Consider the following 18,324-nt stretch of genomic DNA (forward strand, 5'->3'; position numbering starts at 1 on the left):
GACTTCCCGTCCGCCCTGCGTGGCGGGCGGACCTTTCATGGACCGAGGAGGCAACGATGGCGTACGACCGTTTGGACGATGAAGACATGCCCGGCTATTTCCTGCCGGAGGAGAGCCAGTTCCGGCTGGCCAAGCTGCGCGATCACGTGCGGTTCCTGGTCCGGCTGGCGCAGCCGCGCACGCCGGACGAGGAGCGCGCCGCCGAGCCCAAGGTGCGCATGGGCGAGCTGGCGGTCTGTCTGGAGCTGTTGGCCGACCAGGTGGAGCTGGTGCTGGACGCGCTGTCCTATCCTGCGCAGCGGACCGACACGACGCGCGACGCCCGGCCCGCTGCCACCGTCGCCGTGGCGCCGGACGTGGGCGGCGGCGCCTTCCGCGTCACGCTGGCGCAACTCGACCGGCTCACCCTGCTGGCCGAGACTGTCTCGGCCCATGCCCGGGTGGTGGCGGACGGCGACGCAACCGCGCGTGCCGGCCAGGCATTGCCAGCGGTGGGCGACACGCTCTGCGAGGCAGCGAACGCGATGCGGGCGCTGCTGCTGCAGATCGAGTGCCAGCCGCTGCGCGAACCCACGCCCAACGGCGTAGGCGAGGAGCGGGCGGTCTATGCGGTGGAGGGGAGCGCGCCGCCTGCGGGAGGCGGGCGGCTGCATTGATCGCGGCCTAGGTGGCATGAGGCCGGGATGCGTCGCTGGAGCGGGCTGGCCTCGTGGTGCGGGGCCGGCCCTGGGTGACCTGCCCCCACTGAGTCATACCATCTGAAGCTGTAAAGTCCGTCAAGCCAAGAGGACGGACATGAAGAAGAGCAGATTCAGCACCGAGCAGATCATCGGGTTCATCAAGCAGGCCGACGCGGGCATGGCCGTGGCGGAGTTGTGCCGCCAACATGGCTTCAGCCCAGCCAGTTTTTATCAGTGGCGGGCCAAGTACGGGGGCATGGAGGCCGACGAGGCCAAGCGGCTGAAAGAACTGGAGGTCGAGAACAATCGGCTGAAGAAGTTGCTGGCCGAAGCGCACCTAGACATCGAAGCGCTGAAGATCGGCTTCGGGGTAAAACGCTAGCCCCGCAACGCAAGCGCGAGGCAATCCGACGAATGCTCGAACACACCGCGTTGAGCGAGCGCCGGGCTTGCCGCCTTGCGGGGCTGTCCCGCGATGCTTTCCGCCACGAACCCGTGCCGACGCCAGCCACGCAGGCGCTGTCCGCGCGGCTGGTCGAGCTGGCCCAGGCCCACCGCCGCTTCGGCTATCGCCGACTGCATGATTTGTTGCGCCCGGAGTTTCCGTCCGTGAACCACAAGAAGATTTATCGCCTGTATGAGGAAGCCGAGCTGAAGGTGCGCAAGCGGCGCAAGGCCAAGCGTCCGCTAGGCGAGCGCCAGAAACTGCTGGCGGCCTCCATGCCGAACGACACCTGGAGCATGGACTTCGTGTTCGATACGTTGGCCAACGCACGCCGCATCAAGTGCCTGACCGTGGTCGACGACTTCACTCGCGAGAGTGTGGACATTGCCGTGGATCACGGCATCAGCGGCGCTTACGTGGTGCGGCTGCTCGATCAGGCGGCGTGCTTCCGTGGCTATCCACGCGCGGTCCGTACCGACAATGGCCCGGAGTTCACCAGTCGCGCCTTCATTAGCCTGGACACAGCGACATGGCATCGAGCACATCCTGATCGAGCCGGGTGCCCCCACGCAGAACGCCTACATCGAAAGCTTCAACGGCAAGTTCCGCGACGAGTGCCTCAACGAGCACTGGTTCACCTCGTTGGCACAAGCGCGGGACGTGATCGCAGACTGGCGACGCCACTACAACGAGATCAGGCCGCATAGCAGTTGTGGTCGCATCCCGCCGGCACAGTTCGCCGCCAACTACCGTACACAACAAACCAACGACGCAGTAACCTTCGACCCAGGGCTTTATCAGTAATCACTGGTACGGACGGTGGGGGCAGGTCAATGGACATGAACGACCTGGGCTTGCTCGCGGTGACCGATCCGACGTTCTAGGGACGGTTGACCGCACGGTATGCCGCGGGTTTCAGAACCGCGACGCGTCGCTGTCTTAGAGTGGCTAACAAAACTCTGGAAGTCGCCGCAGGCAGATGACGCAACAGGCCATGGACAACAGAGCCAGGTGGATATCGATCCGGCGTTCGAAGCGGGTCCGCAGTTTTCCCATGCCGGCAAACCAGGCATGCGTGCGTTCAACTACCCAGCGGTATCGGCCCAGGCGATCGTTGCGTTCCACGCCCTTGCGGGCGATACGTGGGGTGATCCCTCGTCGCTTCAGGTGGTTCCAGCACCGTTCCATGTCGTAGGCCTTGTCGGCATGCAGCTTGTCCGGCCAGCGTCGTGGCCGTCCAGGTTTGCCGGCAATGGAGGGCAATGCATCGACCCGTTCCTCGAACACGACCGAATCGTGCCGGTTGGCCCCGGTCACGCAGAACGCCAGGGGGACGCCGTGCCGATCCGTGATCACATGCCGCTTGCTGCCGCGTTTGCCGCGGTCGGTCTGGTTCGGCCCCGTATGGGGGAGGCCACGCTGGCCGCGTCCAGGCTGGCACGGCTGAAATCGAGCCGGTCGGCGCGGCGCAGCTGATCCTGCGCGAGAGCCTATCGGGCATCCTGAAGTCGGCGCAGGTGTAGTCCTGCAGCAGCACCTGGCGCCCATTGGGGACAACGCGCTCCCTAGAAGTTGCATGGTACGCGCGTTCAGTCTTCTTCCGACGACGTAGACGTCTCGTTTGGCGCGCGGGTTCTCGCTGCCAGCAGCAGCCGGTTGACCAGCTTGGGCGCATCGTCGCCAACGCCACTGGCCGCGTTCCAGAGTTCCGCAGGCAAGCGCGAACGCTCTGCGGTGATGAGATTCATCAGATCCTTGGCCAGGGCCGTCTGCTCGCCCAGGCTCAGGTGAGAGCCAGGACCATCGTCCTCGGGCATGGTCACCATCTCGACCGCCTCATCCAGGCAAGCTTCGGTTGTCCCCAATTCCCTTGCCCGCTCGGCTTTTTGCACACGGATGTGCACCGGGGTTTGCGCCTGTTGTATGTACCGGGAGGCGACAGACTCGATTGCCTTAAAGCCACCGAATGCCACCGCTGCACCCACCGCTATAGTGCCTTTGCTCCGAGCAAGGTCATGGTAATGCTGCGAACCCATCGATACCATGCCATTGCTACGAGCAAGCTCCTGATAATACGGGTCATCCATGAAATTGCCTCGTGTCTTGTTGGAGAAACTTTCCGATACGGTAGCGCCAAACACCACGCCGGAGCCCCAGGCGAGGATATTTGCCGTGCTACGTACAAAATTGGCCGCACGCACGCCAGCAGTCGGTTCCTGAGGCTGAGCAGCCCCGAGCCGCGCCGCGCGTACCGGTCGCCGTTGCAGGCTTTGGAGTTGCGTGTTGGCATGCGGGTCCTGCGTGCGTGCAGAGGAGCTGGCCTCGGGTTCGTTGGCCACATCGTCCTGCGTGTGCCTCGCTACTCGGCGCGTTACAGACGTTAGTGTCACAGGACGCATACATCGCCTCACACGTTGAATGGAGCGCCATTCTTTCGTCGCTCCATCACCACAGCGCGCAACTGGCCGAATAACCGTGGCCTGTGGCGAAACGGACACCGCCGCGCCCGAGGCATCGGGCGGCCTATCCACGCATGGCCGTGGTTCCACCTTCGGCACCTTGTCAACGACTGCCTGCACGTGCGCCGGATGTCACTGGCCAAGCGCCCGGCCGATGTGCGCGTTGTGGGCTTCATCGGCGGCCTGCTCGAAGATCGACATCAAGCGTACCTGCGCTGCGGCTGCGCAAGGGCTATGTGCCGTACATGCTCAACATGCTGGATTATGTCGAGGCGCAATCGCAGCGCTGTTCGGCCGCCGCATCGCGCAGGTGTGGTTGATGCATGCCAACGCGTTGAACGCCGTGGCGTTCCCGGAGCTGATCGCCGCCACCCGCCGCCGCGGCTATGCGTTCGTCAGCCTGGACGAAGCGCTGCGCGATCCGGCCTACCGGCACGCCGAGGGCTATCCCGGCGGCGGTGGCATCAGCTGGCTGCACCGCTGGGCGATGGCCGAGCACACGCCCAAGGACGTCTATGCCGGCGAGCTGGCGGTGCCGGGGTGGGTGTTGGCGCTGGCGGGGATCGATGCGGAATAGGGCCTCGCAGGTCGGGACAGCCTGGGCGCATCGGTGCGCTGGTGTCGTTCACTCGTTCGCGCACCGCATCGCGTCACGATGGGCGCCTGCCTTGCCTGCAGCCATGCCCATGCCCGCCTCCAAGCCCCCACCCTGGAAGAAGCCCAAGCCGCGCGGCCAGCGTGCGCAGCCGTTGTCGCCTGCGCAGAAGGCCGCGGCGCGGCAGCGTGCGGAAGACAACGGCCGCCCGTATCCGAACCTGATCGACAACATGTGGGCAGTGCGGCAGCCGCGCGCCGACGGCGTGGCGGACGCAGCCGGGGAGGAATAGGCATCGAGGTGCGCATGCGCTTTCAGGGCATGGGGTGAGTTCCTGTGCGGGAGGTGGTGCCGCCGCCTTTTGATTTGGGCCATCGGTTGCGGCAGGCCCTGTCGGTAAGGCCCGTCGCGGCTGAAGTCGCTCCCGCTACGTGGACGAATGCCGTGGCTCCGGCGCTCAGCGCGGTGCTGCGTTCGCTCTCGACGCGGCCGTCGAAGCGGTAGACGCGGCCATTGGCGGAGGTGGTCACGAAGGCGAGCGCATCGCCGTTGCGGGTGCCATGCACCTGGTTGGCGTCCAGCCGTCCTTATTGCTTGCCGCCCCGACGCCGACGCGGCTGCGGCCAATGCCTGCGCGAGTCGCCATTGCCTGCCTCGCCACTGCATCGTGGTTCCCGTTGCGGGCCTTTTTGACGACATGTCTCGTCATGGGCGTGGCGGGCGGAAATGCCGGAAGTCATGCGGTCGTGGAGCGGGAGACCGCTGGCGATGGCCTCCGCTGCAGCAGCCGATCCGGTCACTTTAATGAATGTCGGCGCACCAGGCCGCAAGGGTAGCCCTTGGCGCCGGCCGGTCCGCGCCCATGCTGTGCCTGCCGGCATTGGGCCGGTCCCCTTCCAGGTACTGGTATGACCCCGCAAGAACAACAGCTACTCGAAGATTTCCTGGCCCGCGTGCGCAGTGCCGGCGGCGTGGCGATCGATCCGCAGGCCGACGCCCTGATCCGCGAGCGCCTGGCCGGTCAGCCCGATGCGGCCTATCTGCTGGTGCAGCGGGCCTTGCTGCTCGAACATGCGCTGGAGAGCGCCAAGGCGCAGATCGCGCAGTTGCAGCAGGCCGCGCCGTCGCCAGCCACCAGTTTTCTGGGCCAGGGATTCAATGCAGGACCGCCGCCGTTGCCACCGGCGCCCGCACCGCAGGCCGCGCCGGGTTGGCGCGAGCGGCTGTTCGGCGGTGGCGCTGGCGTGCCGGAGCAGGCGCCGGTCGCGGCGCCGGCCGCACGTGGGCCGAGTTTTCTCGGCACTGCAGCCACCACGGCGGCGGGCGTGGCCGGCGGCATGTTCCTGTTCGAAGGCGTGGAGAGCCTGCTTGGCGGTCACCACGGCGGGTTCCTGGGCGGCGGGTCGTCGCCGCCCACCGTGGTCGAGAACGTCACCAACAATTATTACGACGAGGCGCCGCTGCAGGATGCCGGTCAGGACTTTGCGGACGACAGCGGCCTGGATGGCGACAACTGGACCTAGGAAGAAGGTTGCGCCCGCTCGGCAGGCCCCATGCCGGGCTGCCGAGTCGGCGGCGCATGGCCGTTGCGCCTGCGATTTCCGGCCGTCGGCATTCCTGCTCCTTTCCTGAAAAGCTGATGCCGCCCATCCGCACTGCCGTGTCGGCCGGTGGACACGGCCTTCTGGCTGGTGCCGGGGTGGGTCCGCCGCGACGGATCGACTCCGGCACCAGCGATCAACCATGAATCCAGTCTCTATTTATTCATATTTTTTCGATTTCTTCTGGATGATAAAGTGAAGCGGCTGATAACTAAGTCGATCGATAGTCGTGGTTTCTTGACTATCTATTCATAAGCCAGCCGACCGTGTCGCGCCTGTTGCAGGGGATGCTGCAGCCGGCCGACACGATCGCGCAGGCGCAGCGCCTGCTGGCGTCTCCGCGCCTTGCCGAAGCCGCCTTGCGTGGCGAAGACGTCGGTTCCTCGGTAGGCGGCGAACAGCCGAAATTCGCTGCAACATTGCAGCACGACTGCCGCTCCCCTCAAGTTCAGCGGGCGCGCCGGCATGCCTGCTGCGCAGCGATGGGCGGATTTGCTGCATTGCGAACAGCTTGCCGGGCAGGTGCTGCGCGCGCAGGGCCTGGCCGCCGCCGAGAGCGAAATCGTCGAAGCCGACGGCCGCATGTTCCTGCAATCCATGCGCTTTGACCGCACGCCGGATCTGGGGCGTCGCGGATTCGTCTCGTTGGCTGCACTGGACGCGGCCTACGACGCGCATGGTCGCATCGACTGGTGGCTGTTTTCCCGGCAATTACAGCGCGACGGTTGGCTCGATCGCGACGATGCGCGGCGGCTCGGCGTGTATGGCTGGTTCGGCGCGCTGATCGGCAATAACGACATGCCTCTGGGCAATGCGGGCATGATGCTCGCCGATATGCGTCCGCTTGCGCTGGCGCCGGCATACGACATGCTGCCGATGACGTTTCGTCCCGCTGTGAGCGGCGAGGTGGTGGAGCGCGTCTACACGCCCGCCTTGCCCGCGCCGGACTACCAGGACGACTGGCGTGTCGCTGCGAGCATGGCGCTGGAGTTCTGCAAGCGCGTGGCGCAGGCAGATGCCATTCCCGCAGGCTTCCGCAGCCTGGCGCTGGCCGCACTGCAGCAGCTCGGCCGGGCCGTGCAAGGCATCGGTTGATAGCGGCGCAGCGTGGCATCTGCGCCGACGCAGCTGCCTGTGCATGTCGCCAGGCAGATAGAAAACGAGCGCGTATCCATCTGCACGCAGAAGGCCGCGCTCACACGAACACTGCGATGCGTGGAGGTTGCGGCACGGTCGCGACGCGCAGCATGCGTGGTCGGACGCATCTGCGGCCCGTCGGGCCGCAGATCCTCCCTGCATCGTGCGCTGTGGCGAACGGACGATCAGTCCGGGCGCGGCAACGCAAACGCTCAGTTGCTGATGAACGTCGCCACGCTCTGCGGATCTACATAGAACGCGGTCCGGCCGTTGCTGATCTGGTACCTGCCGCCATAGCCGACATTGACGCTGGCCGAGGTACTGTACTTGGTGAAGCTGGTCGCGCTGCCGCTGGGCAGGGTGACCTTCAGTTCGCGGTACTGGGTGCCGGTATTGACCGCGACCAGCACGATCTTGTTGTCGGCGCGCTTGTAGGCGGTGACCGCGACATCGCTGTACGGCGCGGCGGTGGCGTCGATCCGTTTGGCGCCGGGGCGCACGAAGCGCGCGTATTGCGCCATCGCGTAGCCGCGCTTGCTGACTGTGCCGCCCTCGGTGATCAGGCCGTAGCTGCGCCGGATGTACCACCAGATGTAGGCGCTGTAGTTGGCTGCCATGCTCTTGTGCAGCTCGCTCGCCACGCCGAGCGCGGACGGCCAGGCGTTACCGTCGGTGTTGTCGGTGTAGTGCTCAGTCATCCACAGAGACTTGCCCTTGCTGCGTGCCAGAGGATCGTCCTTCGGCGTCGCCCCGTACAGATGCCCGCCGATGATGTCCACGTGCTGGCTGCCGCTGCTGTTGAGGACGGCATCGTTCAGGGTGGCATTGAAGTTCAACGACTCGCCGGCGAGCACTTTCAGGTTGCCGAATCCACCGCCCTGGGCGCTGAGGAAGTTGGCGAAGTCGCTGGCGTTCCATTCTGCCGACTCGTAGCCCGGGTGCCAGTCCGGCTCGTTCTGCATGGACAGCGCATACAGCGGGGCGCCCTTGCCCGACATGTAGCTGGCGAAATCCAGCAGGTGCTTGGCGTAGGCGCCGTAATACTGCGGCAGCAGCTTGCCGCCGTTGTTGAGGCTGTTGTTCGACTTCATGTACGCAGGCGGCGACCATGGCGTGGCCAGCAATACCGCGCCATGCGCGCGTGCGCGCACCGCGGCCGGGACTTGCACGTTCCAGTCTGAGCTAGAAGGTGCGATGCGCATGCGCATGATCGACAGGCCGATCTGGCCATTGTCGCTGCCGAAGGCCAGATCGACCTGGGCTGGCGTGAGGTCGGCGATCCAGCCGGCGCCGTTCATGCCGCCGAATCCCTGGATGGTCTGATAGGTCTGGCTTGGGGTGACGGTGACGTTCTGCGCCAGGGCGGGCGCAGTGGAAAGGATTGCTGTGGTCATCGCCAGCAGGGTGGCTAGGATCCGTGGTGGTGTCATGCTTGTATCCGGGAAAGGGGAAAGGGGGGGCGTGTGCCAGGGCGCGACGCTACCCGGTCAACATGACATCGACAATCGGTGCATGCGCCAGCGGCGGCAAATGAGGCGAAACGCCTAGGGAGGCAAGGATTGCATTCGCGAAGGGGCAGGACCGTCGCGAGCATGTCCTGAGACAGGTGGATGCCGACCGACAGCGTGCTGGATGGGCGCGTGTGCCTGGCCAGCGCGTGCATGATACCCGGTGCTGCGCTGCTCAATCCGTTGCCGCGCGACGCCGTATTGCCCGCGTTGTGCATAGTTGCGCATCCAGGTTCGGCAAGTTGCGCAAGTGCGCGCCTGGCGCAGGCGTGCACAATGGGCGTTGGCGGCTGAGCGGATCCACCGGCTGCCGTTCCTTCCATCGCCGAGTCCGCCTATGTCATCGCCCTCCTGGTTCCCGCAGCGCGCGATCGCGCTGGTGTGCGCCGCCTTGTTCGCCCTGACCGCGGCAGTGCCCGATGCCCGCGCGCAGGCCACGCGCTATGCGGATGCCGCGCCGTTGCTGTTGGGCGTGGCCTGGTATCCGGAGCAGTGGCCGGAGGCGCAGTGGGAGCGCGACCTGACGCTGATGCAGGCGGCACACGTGCGCGTGGTGCGGATCGGCGAGTTCGCGTGGAGCCGCATGGGGCCGCGCGAGGGCCAGTACGACTTCGCGTGGCTGGACCGCGCCATCGCCGCGGCCGCGCGCCATCACATTGTGGTGGTGCTCGGCACGCCGACCGCGGCGCCGCCGGCGTGGTTGACCCAGGCCTATCCGGACACGCTGCGCGTCGGCCAGGACGGCGTGCGCGACGAACACGGCAACCGCCAGCAGTTCTCCTTCGCCAGCGCGCGCTACCGCCGTTTCGCCCATGCCATCGCCGAACAGATGGCGCAGCGCTATGGGCGCAATCGGCATGTGGTCGGCTGGCAGCTGGACAACGAATACGCACAGGCCTCGTTCGATCCGGAAGCCAAGGTGCAGTTCCATGCCTGGCTGCAGCGCAAGTACGGCAGCATCGAGGCATTGAACCGGCGCTGGGCGACCGCGTACTGGAGCCAGACCTACAACGACTTCGCGCAGATCCCGGTGCGCGAGGACGAGGAGAATCCGGCGTTGCTGCTGGAATGGAAGCGCTTCGTCAGCGCTACCTGGACGGATTACTCGCGCAACCAGATCGCGGCCATCCGCCCGCACGCCGATCCGCGCCAGTTCATCACCACCAACACCATGGGCTGGTTCGCCGGCTTCGACGCCTACACCGTGCACGATGTGCTCGACATCGCCGCGTGGGACGACTACGTCGCCGGCGAACGCTACGACTGGGTGGACAACGCGGCGCGGCACGACCTCACCCGCGGCTACAAGCAGCGCAACTACTGGGTGATGGAAACCCAGCCGGGCTTCGTCAACTGGCGCGCGACCAACGTGGCGCTGCGCAAGGGCCAGGTGCGGGCGATGGCCTGGCAGGCGGTGGCGCACGGCGCCGATGCGGTCTCTTACTGGCAGTGGCGCGCCGCGCCGAACGGGCAGGAGGAATACCACGGCACCCTGGTCGGCGCCGATGGCGAGCCGGTGCCGGTGTATGCGGAGATCCAGCAGGTCGGCGCGGAGTTCGCCAAGGCCGGCGCGGCGCTGGCGGGCACCACGCCGCACGCCGAGGTGGCGCTGATCAACGACTTCGACAGCCGCTGGGCGCTGGGTTTCCAGAAGCACTCGGCCGACTTCGATCCGGTCGTGCAGATGAAGTCGTTCTACCGGCCGCTGCGGCAGCAGGCACAGGTGGTCGATGTGGTCTCGGCGCTGGCGCCGCTGGACGGCTACAAGCTGGTGGTCGCGCCGTCGCTCAATGTGCTCAGCGAGGTGCAGGCGCAGCGGCTGACGGCCTATGTCGAACGCGGCGGGCATCTGGTGCTGGGCCCGCGCAGCGCGATGAAAAACGCCGACAACGGTTTGCAGCCGCAGCGCCAGCCCGGCCCGCTGGGCGAACTGCTGGGCGGCCGCGTGCAGCAGTTCTATGCGCTGGACAAGCCGATCCCGGTCGCCGGTGCGGCCGGCCAGGGCAGCGCGAAGATCTGGGCCGAGCAGTTGCAGGCGCGCGCGGCGCAGACCGAGGTGCCGTTGCGCTACGGCCAGGCCAACGGCTGGCTGGATGGCGCGCCGGCGGTGCTGACCCGGCGGGTCGGCAAGGGCCGCATCAGCTATGTCGGCGCCTGGCTGGACGATGCCACGCTCGATCGCCTCACCGGCGACTGGCTGCGCGATGCGCAGGTGCGCGTACCGCTGGCGGACGTGCCGCAGGACGTGGAAGTCGGCGTGCGCAGCGACGGCCGCCGCCGCGTGCTGGTGCTGATCAACCACGGCAGCGATGCGCAGCAGGTGCGCCTGCCGGCGCCGATGCGCTCGTTGCTGGCCACGGGGGCGGCCAGCGATATGGTGCAGCTGGCGCCGGAAGACGTGGCGGTGCTGGACGCGCGTCGCTGAGTGCGGTGGCGATGCGCGGCTGACGCCGTGCAGCCGGCTCCGCACGTGCAGCACGTGCGGATCGGCGCAAGCAACGGCCATGGTGGACGCCACCCGCGTGCGGACGCATTGCGCGCAGCGGGCGTCGCCGCCGCCATCGCGTGGGTGGACAAGCCGAAGTCGCGCCGCCCGTTTGACCTGTCTGCCGGTGTTACTTGCCCATGCAGCGGCGCCAGCGTTCGGCGACGCGCTGGGCGAACCAGGCGGTGGTGAGGGTGCGGGTGATCTTCGGGCTTTGCAGGGTGATGCCGGGCAGGATCGCGCGCGGCAGCGGCTTGCCGGCGCTGCGTTCGGCCAGCGCGAAGACCTTGCGGTAGAGCGCGGTGTCGCCGAAATCGGCGGCGTTGCCGCGTTGCAGGGCGCGGCGGATCTCCTTGTCGTCCAGTGCCAGCCGCGTGCCCAGGCTGCGCGCAACGCGCTCGGTGGCGCCGGGCTGGTCGATGTCGCTGCCGGGAATCAACAGGTCGCCGTCCAGCGCCAGTGTGGTGCCGCTGGCCTTCGCCAATGCCGCCTGGAACGCCGCATTGCGGCTGGCGTACCAGCCGGCGTTGAAGTCGGCGAAGCGGTACAGCAGCGCGTCGTCCTCGCTCGGGTAGCCGAGCAGATGGCGGGTGCCGAACCACACGCCACCGCGGCGGCCGAACACCTCGTGGCGCACCGTGTCTTGCAACGGGTACGGATAGCCGTCGCGATGGGCCTCGGCAAAGGCGATGCTCACCTGCATCGGCCCGCCGGTGTGCACCGGGTTGAGGTCGCCGAACAGGCGCTGGCCCAGCGGCACGCTGCCGGCGAGGTCCTCGAAGATGGCGCTCAGCTCCTGCTCGGTGCGTGCGGCGGCGATGCGTTCGCCGTAACTGCGGCCATTCGCTGAGGTCACCGCCAGCGCGGCGTCGAGCATGAACGCGGGCACATGCAATGCGGACGCGCGGCGGCCGAGTTCGGCGCGCGCGATCTTGCCCAGGCCGGGTACCGGCGGATTGGCCTGGTAGGTGGATTCCTGTTCGATCACCGCCAGCACCGCGCAGATGTTGTCGGCGCTGGTGGCCAGTTGCTGCGAAGACAGCGCCACGTACACGTCGTTGGCCCAGCCGCTGCGGTCGGGGATGGCGGCCGGGATGCGCCGTGCGATGTCGGCCTTGATCTCGGTCGGCGTGCGCTCGGGCGCGCGCGGTGGCTGCGTGGCGCAGGCACCGAGCAGCACGGTGGCGCACAGGGCGAGCAGGCGGGCGAACGCAGGGGCGGTGACGTGCGGCATGGTTCCGATGGCAAGCGCGGCGCATTCGCCGCAGGCGCCATCCTACCGTCCAACGCTGCGCTTGATGTCTCACGGATCCGGTGGTCGTGCGCGGGCGATGCCGCTGCAGCGTTATCTTCCTCGCAGCCCATCACATGCGCCGCAAACCCGACCTGGCCCTGGGCGATCTGCGGCTGCAGCGTCAGCTCCGGGATGGCATAGTCGCCGCCGTTCTGCTTGCGGAACGCGATCGGCGCTGTGCTGCACAACGTGACCCGTGCGGCCGAGCGCCTGCATCTGTCGCAGTCCTCGGTCAGCGTGCACCTGGCCAAGCTGCGCGCCGCGCTGGACGATCCGCTGCTGCTGCGGCGGCTGCCGGGACCGCGCGGCATGCGCCCGACCGCGCGTGCCGAGGCCTTGCGCGCGCGGCTGCGGCAGGCGCTGGAGGCGTTGCAGCGCGCGGTGGCGGCGAAAGCGCCGTTCGTGCCGGCGCAGGCCGGCAACCGTTGGCGTGTGGCCGCGACCGACTATGGCGAATCGACCATCCTGCTGCCGGCGCTGGCCGCGCTGCGCAGCGCGGCGCCGGGTACGCGGCTGCCGGTGCTGGAAATGGCGCCGTTGCAGATCGCGCGCCAGGCCGAGCGGGGCCAGATCGACCTTGTCCTGAATACCCGCGACGGCGCACCGCCAAACCTGCGCCAACGCACGCTGTTCGCCGAACGCTGCTCTGGCACGAGCGCGTGCACCGCGATCCGGCGCATCGCTGGTTGCGCGAGCATATCGCTGCTTCGGTGTGAAGGCAGCGTTGCAGCCTTTTCCAGTGTTTTACATGGTGCGGAAGCGGCTGCGGATGGCGTTGGGTCAGCGGTCGCGATGGGCTGCCTGTCGCGGCTGAAGCAGCTCCTACAAGGGCGTGCGGCAAGCCGGTTGAATCCACTGTAGGCGGGGCTTCAGCCCCGACGCTTTTTTCCGATGTCGTTGGCCCACCGTTGCCGGTGGCTCGAGGCGACGCGGCGCGGCTCCTGCAAGGACTACGATCGAATCGAGACAGCCTAGCGACGCGTCGCCAACACTCCATCCAGCGCCAGTTCCGCGCGGAAGCCGGCCTTCTCCAGGCGCTTGGCCACTTCGCGCGGCACGTCGCGGCCGCTGGTCAGTTTGTTCGGGCTGCCGGTGTAGTGGAACAGCCGCCCGCCGCGGCGCAGCACCCGCGCCAGCTGGTCGTAGAACGCCTGCGAATACAGTTCGCCGGCGATGCCGAAGCGCGGTGGGTCGTGCAGCAGCGCATCCACCGAATCGCTGGCGATGGCGCCGATGGCCTGGCCGACGTCGGCATGCGCCAGCTGCAGGCGCCCGTCGCTGGCGGCCGGATCCGGCGACCACGGGTTGAGCGTGCGCAGCCACAGCACGTCGGCGTTCTTCTCGAACGACTGCAGCTGCGCCACGCCGGCCTCCAGCGCGCAGGCGGCGAAATAGCCCAGCCCGCCGCAGGTGTCGAGCACCCGCTTGCCGCGCGGTTCGATCAGCGCGACCTTGCGCCGCGCGTCCTCGAACGGCGACAGCTGCGCGCTGGGTAGCATCTTGATGCCGTCGATCTCGAAGGTCGGCGCGCCCCATTCGGTCGGCACCAGCTTGATCAGCGCGCCGCCGAAGCGCGACACAGGCGCGAATTCCTCGCCGTCCCAGTAGTAGATCGTGCGCTCCTTGAGCTTGGGCGGATACGGATACGCCTGCCCGCGCCACTGCCAGCGGTCCGCGGCGAGCAGCGCCTGGTCTTCGCTGCGCTGCAGATCCAGCGACCCGGTCCAGGTGGCGGCGCCGCCAGCACGTGCGGCAAGCAGCGCGTCGGCGAGCGGGCGGGTCAGCAGGGGGCCGGAGGAATGGGTCACGTCGAGGGAGGCGATGCGCCAGCGCGCGCTGCGCGAGGCCGGGTCGTCGATACGGGGGGAGGGCATCGTAACCGAGGCTCGCTGCGACGTCCTGCGCTGGCGCTGCCGCGGCGTGCCAGGCATGCGGTCGTCGGCATGCGTCGCACGGGACTCATCGGCGACGGCGGCGCAGAACCGTCATGGTGGCCGTGGCGATGGCGACGCATAATGGCGCCGTCTTCTCCCTTCAATGGCCGACGCCGCGCGCGGCGCCAGCTGCCAGGATCCGCGATGCTCAAAGGTGTGCTGCTCGGTTTCGCCTGCTATGCCGCCTATTCGATCAGCGATGCGTTCGTGAAGGGCTTGGAGGGCACGCTGCCGGCCTACGAGGTGGTGTTCTTCGGCGCCTTGCTGATGCTCGCGGCCCTGCCGTTCCTGAAGAAGCGCGGCGACCGCTGGCGCGAGGTGGTGGTGGCGCAGCGTCCCAGCATCTGGCTGCTGCGCGCGTTCACCGGGGCGGTCGGCAATCTGTCGGCGGTCACCGCGTTCACCCTGTTGCCGATGGCCGAGGCGTTCGCGCTGATCTTCCTGATGCCGATCTTCGTCACCGTGCTGTCGGTGTTGCTGCTCAAGGAGGAAGTGCGCTGGCGGCGCTGGCTGGCGGTGATCGTCGGCTTCGTCGGCGTGCTGATCGTGTTGCGGCCGGGCTTTCGGCATCTGAGCGAAGGTCATGTCGCGGCCATCGTCTGCGGCCTGGTCGGGGCGGTGTCGGTGATCAGCCTGCGCATGGCCGGGCCGGGCGAGAAGCGCCTGACCCTGTACGGCGCCGGCGTGCTCGGCCCGTTGCTGATGGGGGCGTTGCTGATGCTACCCAGCTTCGTGTGGCCGACCTGGCAGCAATGGGTGCTGCTGGCCGGCTATGGCCTGCTCGCCGGCCTGGCGGCGATCTTGCTGATGTATGCCTCGCGGCTGGCGCCGGTCAGCGCGGTGGCGCCGACCCAGTACAGTCAGATGCTCTGGGCGATCGGTTTCGGCTATTGGCTGTTCCACGATCATCTGGACTGGCCGATGCTGGTCGGCATCGCGCTGATCCTGGGCGCAGGGCTGTTCACCCTGGTGCGCGAGGAAAAAGTCACGCAGTGGTGGCGGCGCACCAAGATCGTCTGAAGCGCCGGCGCCCGGGCGTGGCGCGCCTTGTGCCGATTTCCGCGCGCAAAGCGGGCGCAGCGCTCTGGCGCGTGCGCGTCGCATCTTCTACGTTGTCGGATCGTCCCCGCCGATGGCCGCGCCCATGTCCGACCCGTCCGCCCAGCCCGACCATCTCAAGCGCAGCTTGTCCAACCGCCACCTGCAATTGATCGCGATCGGCGGCGCCATCGGCACCGGCCTGTTCATGGGCTCGGGCAAGACCATCAGCCTGGCCGGCCCGTCGATCCTGTTCGTGTACCTGATCATCGGCGCGATGCTGTTCTTCGTGATGCGGGCGATGGGCGAGTTGCTGCTGTCGAACCTGGAGTACAAGTCGTTCATCGACTTCTCCACCGATCTGCTGGGTCCCTGGGCCGGGTTCTTCTGCGGCTGGACCTACTGGTTCTGCTGGATCATCACCGCCATCGCCGACGTGATCGCGATCGCGGCCTACGCGCAGTTCTGGTTTCCCGGCCTGGCGCCGTGGATCCCGGCGCTGCTGTGCGTGCTGTTGCTGCTGAGCCTGAACCTGGTGACGGTGAAGCTGTTCGGCGAAATGGAGTTCTGGTTCGCGCTGATCAAGATCATCGCCATCTGCGCGTTGATCCTGACCGGTGCCGGGTTGGTGGCCTGGGGCTTCCAGTCGCCGTCCGGGCACGTGGCGGCGCTGGCCAATCTGTGGAACGACGGCGGCCTGTTCCCGATGGGCATCGGCGGTTTCTTCGCCGGCTTCCAGATCGCGGTGTTCGCCTTCGTCGGCATCGAGCTGGTCGGCACCACCGCCGCCGAGACCGCCGACCCGCGGCGCAACCTGCCCAAGGCGATCAATTCGATTCCGGTGCGGATCCTGGTGTTCTACGTGCTGGCGCTGATCGCGATCATGGCGGTGACGCCGTGGCGCGAGGTGGTGCCGGGCAAGAGCCCGTTCGTGGAGCTGTTCGTGCTGGCCGGGGTGCCGGCCGCGGCCAGCCTGATCAACTTCGTGGTGCTGACCTCGGCCACCTCCTCGGCCAACAGCGGCATCTTCTCCACCAGCCGCATGCTCTACGGCCTGGCCGAAGAGCGGCACGCGCCGCGCGGCTTCGCCCGCCTGTCGCGCGCGGCGGTGCCGGCGCGCGGGCTGCTGTTCTCCTGCGTCTGCCTGCTCGGCGGCACGCTGCTGGTGTACCTGATCCCGAACCTGGTCACCGCGTTCACCCTGGTCACCACGCTGGCCGCGGTGTTGTTCATGTTCGTCTGGTCGCTGATCCTGTGCGCGTACATCGCCTACCGGCGCAAGCGCCCGCAGCTGCATGCGGCCTCGGCGTTCAAGATGCCCGGCGGCGTGCGCATGTGCTACGTGTGCCTGGCGTTCTTCGCCTTCGTGCTGGCGTTGCTGACGCTGCAGGACGACACCCGGCAGGCGTTGCTGGCCAGTCCGGCCTGGTTCCTGCTGCTGGGCATTGGCTATGCGTTGAAGCGCCGCGGTGGCGCGCGCGCCTGAAGCAGCGGCCGCGTGGCGCGGGTGGGGCCATAGCGCGGCGATGGCGCTGTTCGGCGCGGTGGCGCGGCGTTGGCGGCCGCGGCCCTTGCCTGCGCCGTTGACGTTCGCTTCAGCCGCGGCGGAGGATGCTCGCGCCCTCCCGCCATCGAGCCGATCCCGATGATCACGATCCACCGCATTGCCGGAACGTCCGCGCCACCGTTCTGCTGGGTGGATCTGTGCCAGCCCAGCCGCGAGGAACTCGCCGAGGCCGACCAGCAGGTGGGGTTCGCCTTGCCCACGCGGGCGGCGATCGGCGAGATCGAGTTCAGCAGCCGGGTGCGCATCGAGGGCGACGTGCTGTTCCTCAACGTGCCGCGCTTCCAGGACGAGGACGGCCCGACCGCGCCGCTGGGCTTCGCGCTGTCGCCGCGGGTGCTGGTGACCCAGCGCGAGCAGCGCATGGGGTCGTTGCAAGCGGTGGCCGCGCACTTGGAGAAGAACCCGTGCCGGAGCAGCGACGATCTGCTGCTGCGCCTGCTCGATCAGCTGGTCGGGCAACTGGCGGATCGGCTGGAAGCGCTGGAAGCGGAGATCACCGAGACCACCCGCATGGCCTTCGACCAACCGCATACCTCGCGGGACCTGGAGCGCATGCTGCACGCGGTCGGCGGCATGGGCCGGCGGCTCGGCGGCATGCACAACGCCGGCCACGGCCTGTTGCGCCTGGCCACCTACCTGGACGGCGCCGCGCCGGACTGGTTCGGCGACGATGCGGCCAAGCGCATCGGCCTGCTGCACAAGGACCTGGTCACCCTGAGCGAATTCGAGCAGCACCTGGACGACCGCGTCGAGTTCCTGCTCGACAGCGTGCTGGGCATGATCAACATCGACCAGAACAACGTGATGAAGGTGATGGCGGTGGCGTCGGTGGTGGGCATTCCGCCGACGGTGCTGGTCGGCATCTGGGGCATGAACTTCGCGCACATGCCCGAACTCAAGTGGCACGACGCCTATTACTGGGCGCTGGGCGTGATCGCGCTGAGCGTGGTGCTGCCGCTGGCGTGGTTCCGCCGCCGCGGCTGGGTGTAAGCGCGCCGGTCGCCGTCGGCGGCCGCTGTTCCTAAGCCGCGAGACTGTCGGCTTCGGCTTCCGCCTCGTTGCCGCCGCGCTCTTCGCCGCTGACGTGCTGCACCGGCGCGATGTCCCAGGACACCGTATCTGGATCGATCAGCGCATGGATCGCGGCGCCTTGCAGGTCGCGCATCAGCCGCCGTGCCGAGGCGGTGCCGTGGGCCACGCTGTCCCACAGCAGCATGTCGACCACGGTGCCATCGCGGCGCCGCGCGATGCGCCGCGAGCGGAAGCCGGGCTGGCGCTGCAACCAGGCATCGACCTCGGCGTTGGCGCGCAGGAAGGTGCGCCAGGTGCAGTCCTGCAGGCGGAAGGTGGTGATTTCCAGGGCTTCGGTATGCGCTTGCATCGGCTCAGCCCTGCGCGTTGCGCGGCGCGGTGCAGTGGTGGGAAAGGGCGCGGCAGGGCGCGGCGGCGGCGATCGGCATGCAGGTGAGCGAGGCGGGAAGCAGCAGGGGCATGGGAGCACTCCGGTAGACGCGACGGGGGATCCGGCCTGCACAGGATGCGAGCGCGGCGCCGCGGCGCGTTATCGCGATCCCGCGGAAT

General features: G+C 67.8%; 16 protein-coding genes and 2 pseudogenes. 11 read left to right on the top strand and 7 right to left on the bottom strand.

What is annotated here, in order from left to right:
* Positions 1 to 56: 56 nt before the first annotated feature.
* Entirely contained in the window at positions 57 to 656 is a 600-nt protein-coding gene (locus ISN38_RS12210) for an XAC0095 family protein (protein WP_206711827.1), read from the top strand.
* A 139-nt stretch (positions 657 to 795) separates the two neighbouring features.
* Positions 796 to 1,929, top strand: a pseudogene (locus tag ISN38_RS12215) (IS3 family transposase).
* Positions 1,930 to 2,073: 144 nt separating this feature from the next.
* On the opposite strand, the pseudogene ISN38_RS12220 reads toward ISN38_RS12215, so the two are convergent.
* Positions 2,074 to 2,594: pseudogene (locus tag ISN38_RS12220) on the bottom strand (IS5 family transposase); the annotation flags it as partial.
* A gap of 120 nt (positions 2,595 to 2,714) precedes the next feature.
* On the bottom strand, positions 2,715 to 3,524 hold the full coding sequence (gene xopAV / locus ISN38_RS12225; protein ID WP_206711828.1) for a type III secretion system effector XopAV: 810 nt from the start codon (positions 3,522 to 3,524) through the stop codon (positions 2,715 to 2,717).
* A gap of 379 nt (positions 3,525 to 3,903) precedes the next feature.
* Between xopAV and ISN38_RS12230 the strand changes: the two genes are divergently transcribed.
* The 3 genes from ISN38_RS12230 to ISN38_RS12240 all read left to right on the top strand — a co-directional run bounded on the left by ISN38_RS12230 (position 3,904) and on the right by ISN38_RS12240 (position 5,702).
* Positions 3,904 to 4,161, top strand: a complete 258-nt coding sequence (locus tag ISN38_RS12230) for a polysaccharide deacetylase (RefSeq protein WP_047325363.1) — start codon at positions 3,904 to 3,906, stop codon at positions 4,159 to 4,161.
* A gap of 109 nt (positions 4,162 to 4,270) precedes the next feature.
* On the top strand, positions 4,271 to 4,471 hold the full coding sequence (locus tag ISN38_RS12235) for a hypothetical protein (protein ID WP_003465798.1): 201 nt from the start codon (positions 4,271 to 4,273) through the stop codon (positions 4,469 to 4,471).
* A 616-nt stretch (positions 4,472 to 5,087) separates the two neighbouring features.
* Positions 5,088 to 5,702: a DUF2076 domain-containing protein gene (locus ISN38_RS12240; RefSeq protein WP_206710278.1), complete on the top strand. Its 615-nt coding sequence runs from the start codon at positions 5,088 to 5,090 to the stop codon at positions 5,700 to 5,702.
* Between the two features lie 323 nt (positions 5,703 to 6,025).
* On the opposite strand, the gene ISN38_RS12245 is transcribed toward ISN38_RS12240, so the two are convergent.
* Entirely contained in the window at positions 6,026 to 6,247 is a 222-nt protein-coding gene (locus ISN38_RS12245; RefSeq protein ID WP_155604413.1) for a hypothetical protein, read from the bottom strand.
* Here ISN38_RS12245 and ISN38_RS12250 point away from each other — a divergent pair.
* Positions 6,246 to 6,875: a HipA domain-containing protein gene (locus ISN38_RS12250; RefSeq protein WP_206711829.1), complete on the top strand. Its 630-nt coding sequence runs from the start codon at positions 6,246 to 6,248 to the stop codon at positions 6,873 to 6,875. The genes ISN38_RS12245 and ISN38_RS12250 overlap by 2 nt on opposite strands.
* Before the next feature lie 254 nt (positions 6,876 to 7,129).
* Here the strand turns inward: ISN38_RS12250 and ISN38_RS12255 are convergent, their stop codons facing one another.
* Positions 7,130 to 8,347, bottom strand: a complete 1,218-nt coding sequence (locus ISN38_RS12255; RefSeq protein WP_047325362.1) for a glycoside hydrolase family 30 protein — start codon at positions 8,345 to 8,347, stop codon at positions 7,130 to 7,132.
* Between the two features lie 415 nt (positions 8,348 to 8,762).
* Here ISN38_RS12255 and ISN38_RS12260 point away from each other — a divergent pair, with 415 nt between their 5' ends.
* A complete protein-coding gene (locus ISN38_RS12260; RefSeq protein ID WP_206711830.1) occupies positions 8,763 to 10,850 on the top strand; it encodes a beta-galactosidase in 2,088 nt (695 codons plus the stop codon).
* A gap of 190 nt (positions 10,851 to 11,040) precedes the next feature.
* On the opposite strand, the gene ISN38_RS12265 is transcribed toward ISN38_RS12260, so the two are convergent.
* Positions 11,041 to 12,144: a DUF1615 domain-containing protein gene (locus ISN38_RS12265; RefSeq protein WP_047325360.1), complete on the bottom strand. Its 1,104-nt coding sequence runs from the start codon at positions 12,142 to 12,144 to the stop codon at positions 11,041 to 11,043.
* Between the two features lie 369 nt (positions 12,145 to 12,513).
* On the opposite strand from ISN38_RS12265, the gene ISN38_RS12270 reads away from it, so the two are divergent.
* Positions 12,514 to 13,065, top strand: coding sequence for a LysR substrate-binding domain-containing protein (locus ISN38_RS12270; protein WP_230839172.1), 552 nt, complete (start codon positions 12,514 to 12,516; stop codon positions 13,063 to 13,065).
* Positions 13,066 to 13,175: 110 nt separating this feature from the next.
* Here ISN38_RS12270 and ISN38_RS12275 read toward each other — a convergent pair whose 3' ends face one another.
* The gene (locus tag ISN38_RS12275) at positions 13,176 to 14,012 is read right to left on the bottom strand and encodes a class I SAM-dependent methyltransferase (protein ID WP_038236545.1); all 837 of its coding nucleotides are present in this window, start codon (positions 14,010 to 14,012) and stop codon (positions 13,176 to 13,178) included.
* Between the two features lie 270 nt (positions 14,013 to 14,282).
* Here ISN38_RS12275 and ISN38_RS12280 point away from each other — a divergent pair, with 270 nt between their 5' ends.
* The 3 genes from ISN38_RS12280 to ISN38_RS12290 all read left to right on the top strand — a co-directional run bounded on the left by ISN38_RS12280 (position 14,283) and on the right by ISN38_RS12290 (position 17,733).
* Positions 14,283 to 15,158, top strand: coding sequence for a DMT family transporter (locus ISN38_RS12280; RefSeq protein ID WP_047325359.1), 876 nt, complete (start codon positions 14,283 to 14,285; stop codon positions 15,156 to 15,158).
* Between the two features lie 124 nt (positions 15,159 to 15,282).
* Positions 15,283 to 16,662, top strand: coding sequence for a D-serine/D-alanine/glycine transporter (cycA, locus tag ISN38_RS12285; RefSeq protein WP_003465786.1), 1,380 nt, complete (start codon positions 15,283 to 15,285; stop codon positions 16,660 to 16,662).
* 159 nt (positions 16,663 to 16,821) lie between these two features.
* Positions 16,822 to 17,733: a CorA family divalent cation transporter gene (locus tag ISN38_RS12290; protein WP_003465783.1), complete on the top strand. Its 912-nt coding sequence runs from the start codon at positions 16,822 to 16,824 to the stop codon at positions 17,731 to 17,733.
* A gap of 31 nt (positions 17,734 to 17,764) precedes the next feature.
* Here the strand turns inward: ISN38_RS12290 and ISN38_RS12295 are convergent, their stop codons facing one another.
* On the bottom strand, positions 17,765 to 18,124 hold the full coding sequence (locus ISN38_RS12295; RefSeq protein WP_003465782.1) for a hypothetical protein: 360 nt from the start codon (positions 18,122 to 18,124) through the stop codon (positions 17,765 to 17,767).
* Positions 18,125 to 18,324 lie beyond the last annotated feature (200 nt).

The organism is Xanthomonas translucens pv. undulosa (assembly GCF_017301775.1).
Lineage (GTDB): Bacteria > Pseudomonadota > Gammaproteobacteria > Xanthomonadales > Xanthomonadaceae > Xanthomonas_A > Xanthomonas_A translucens.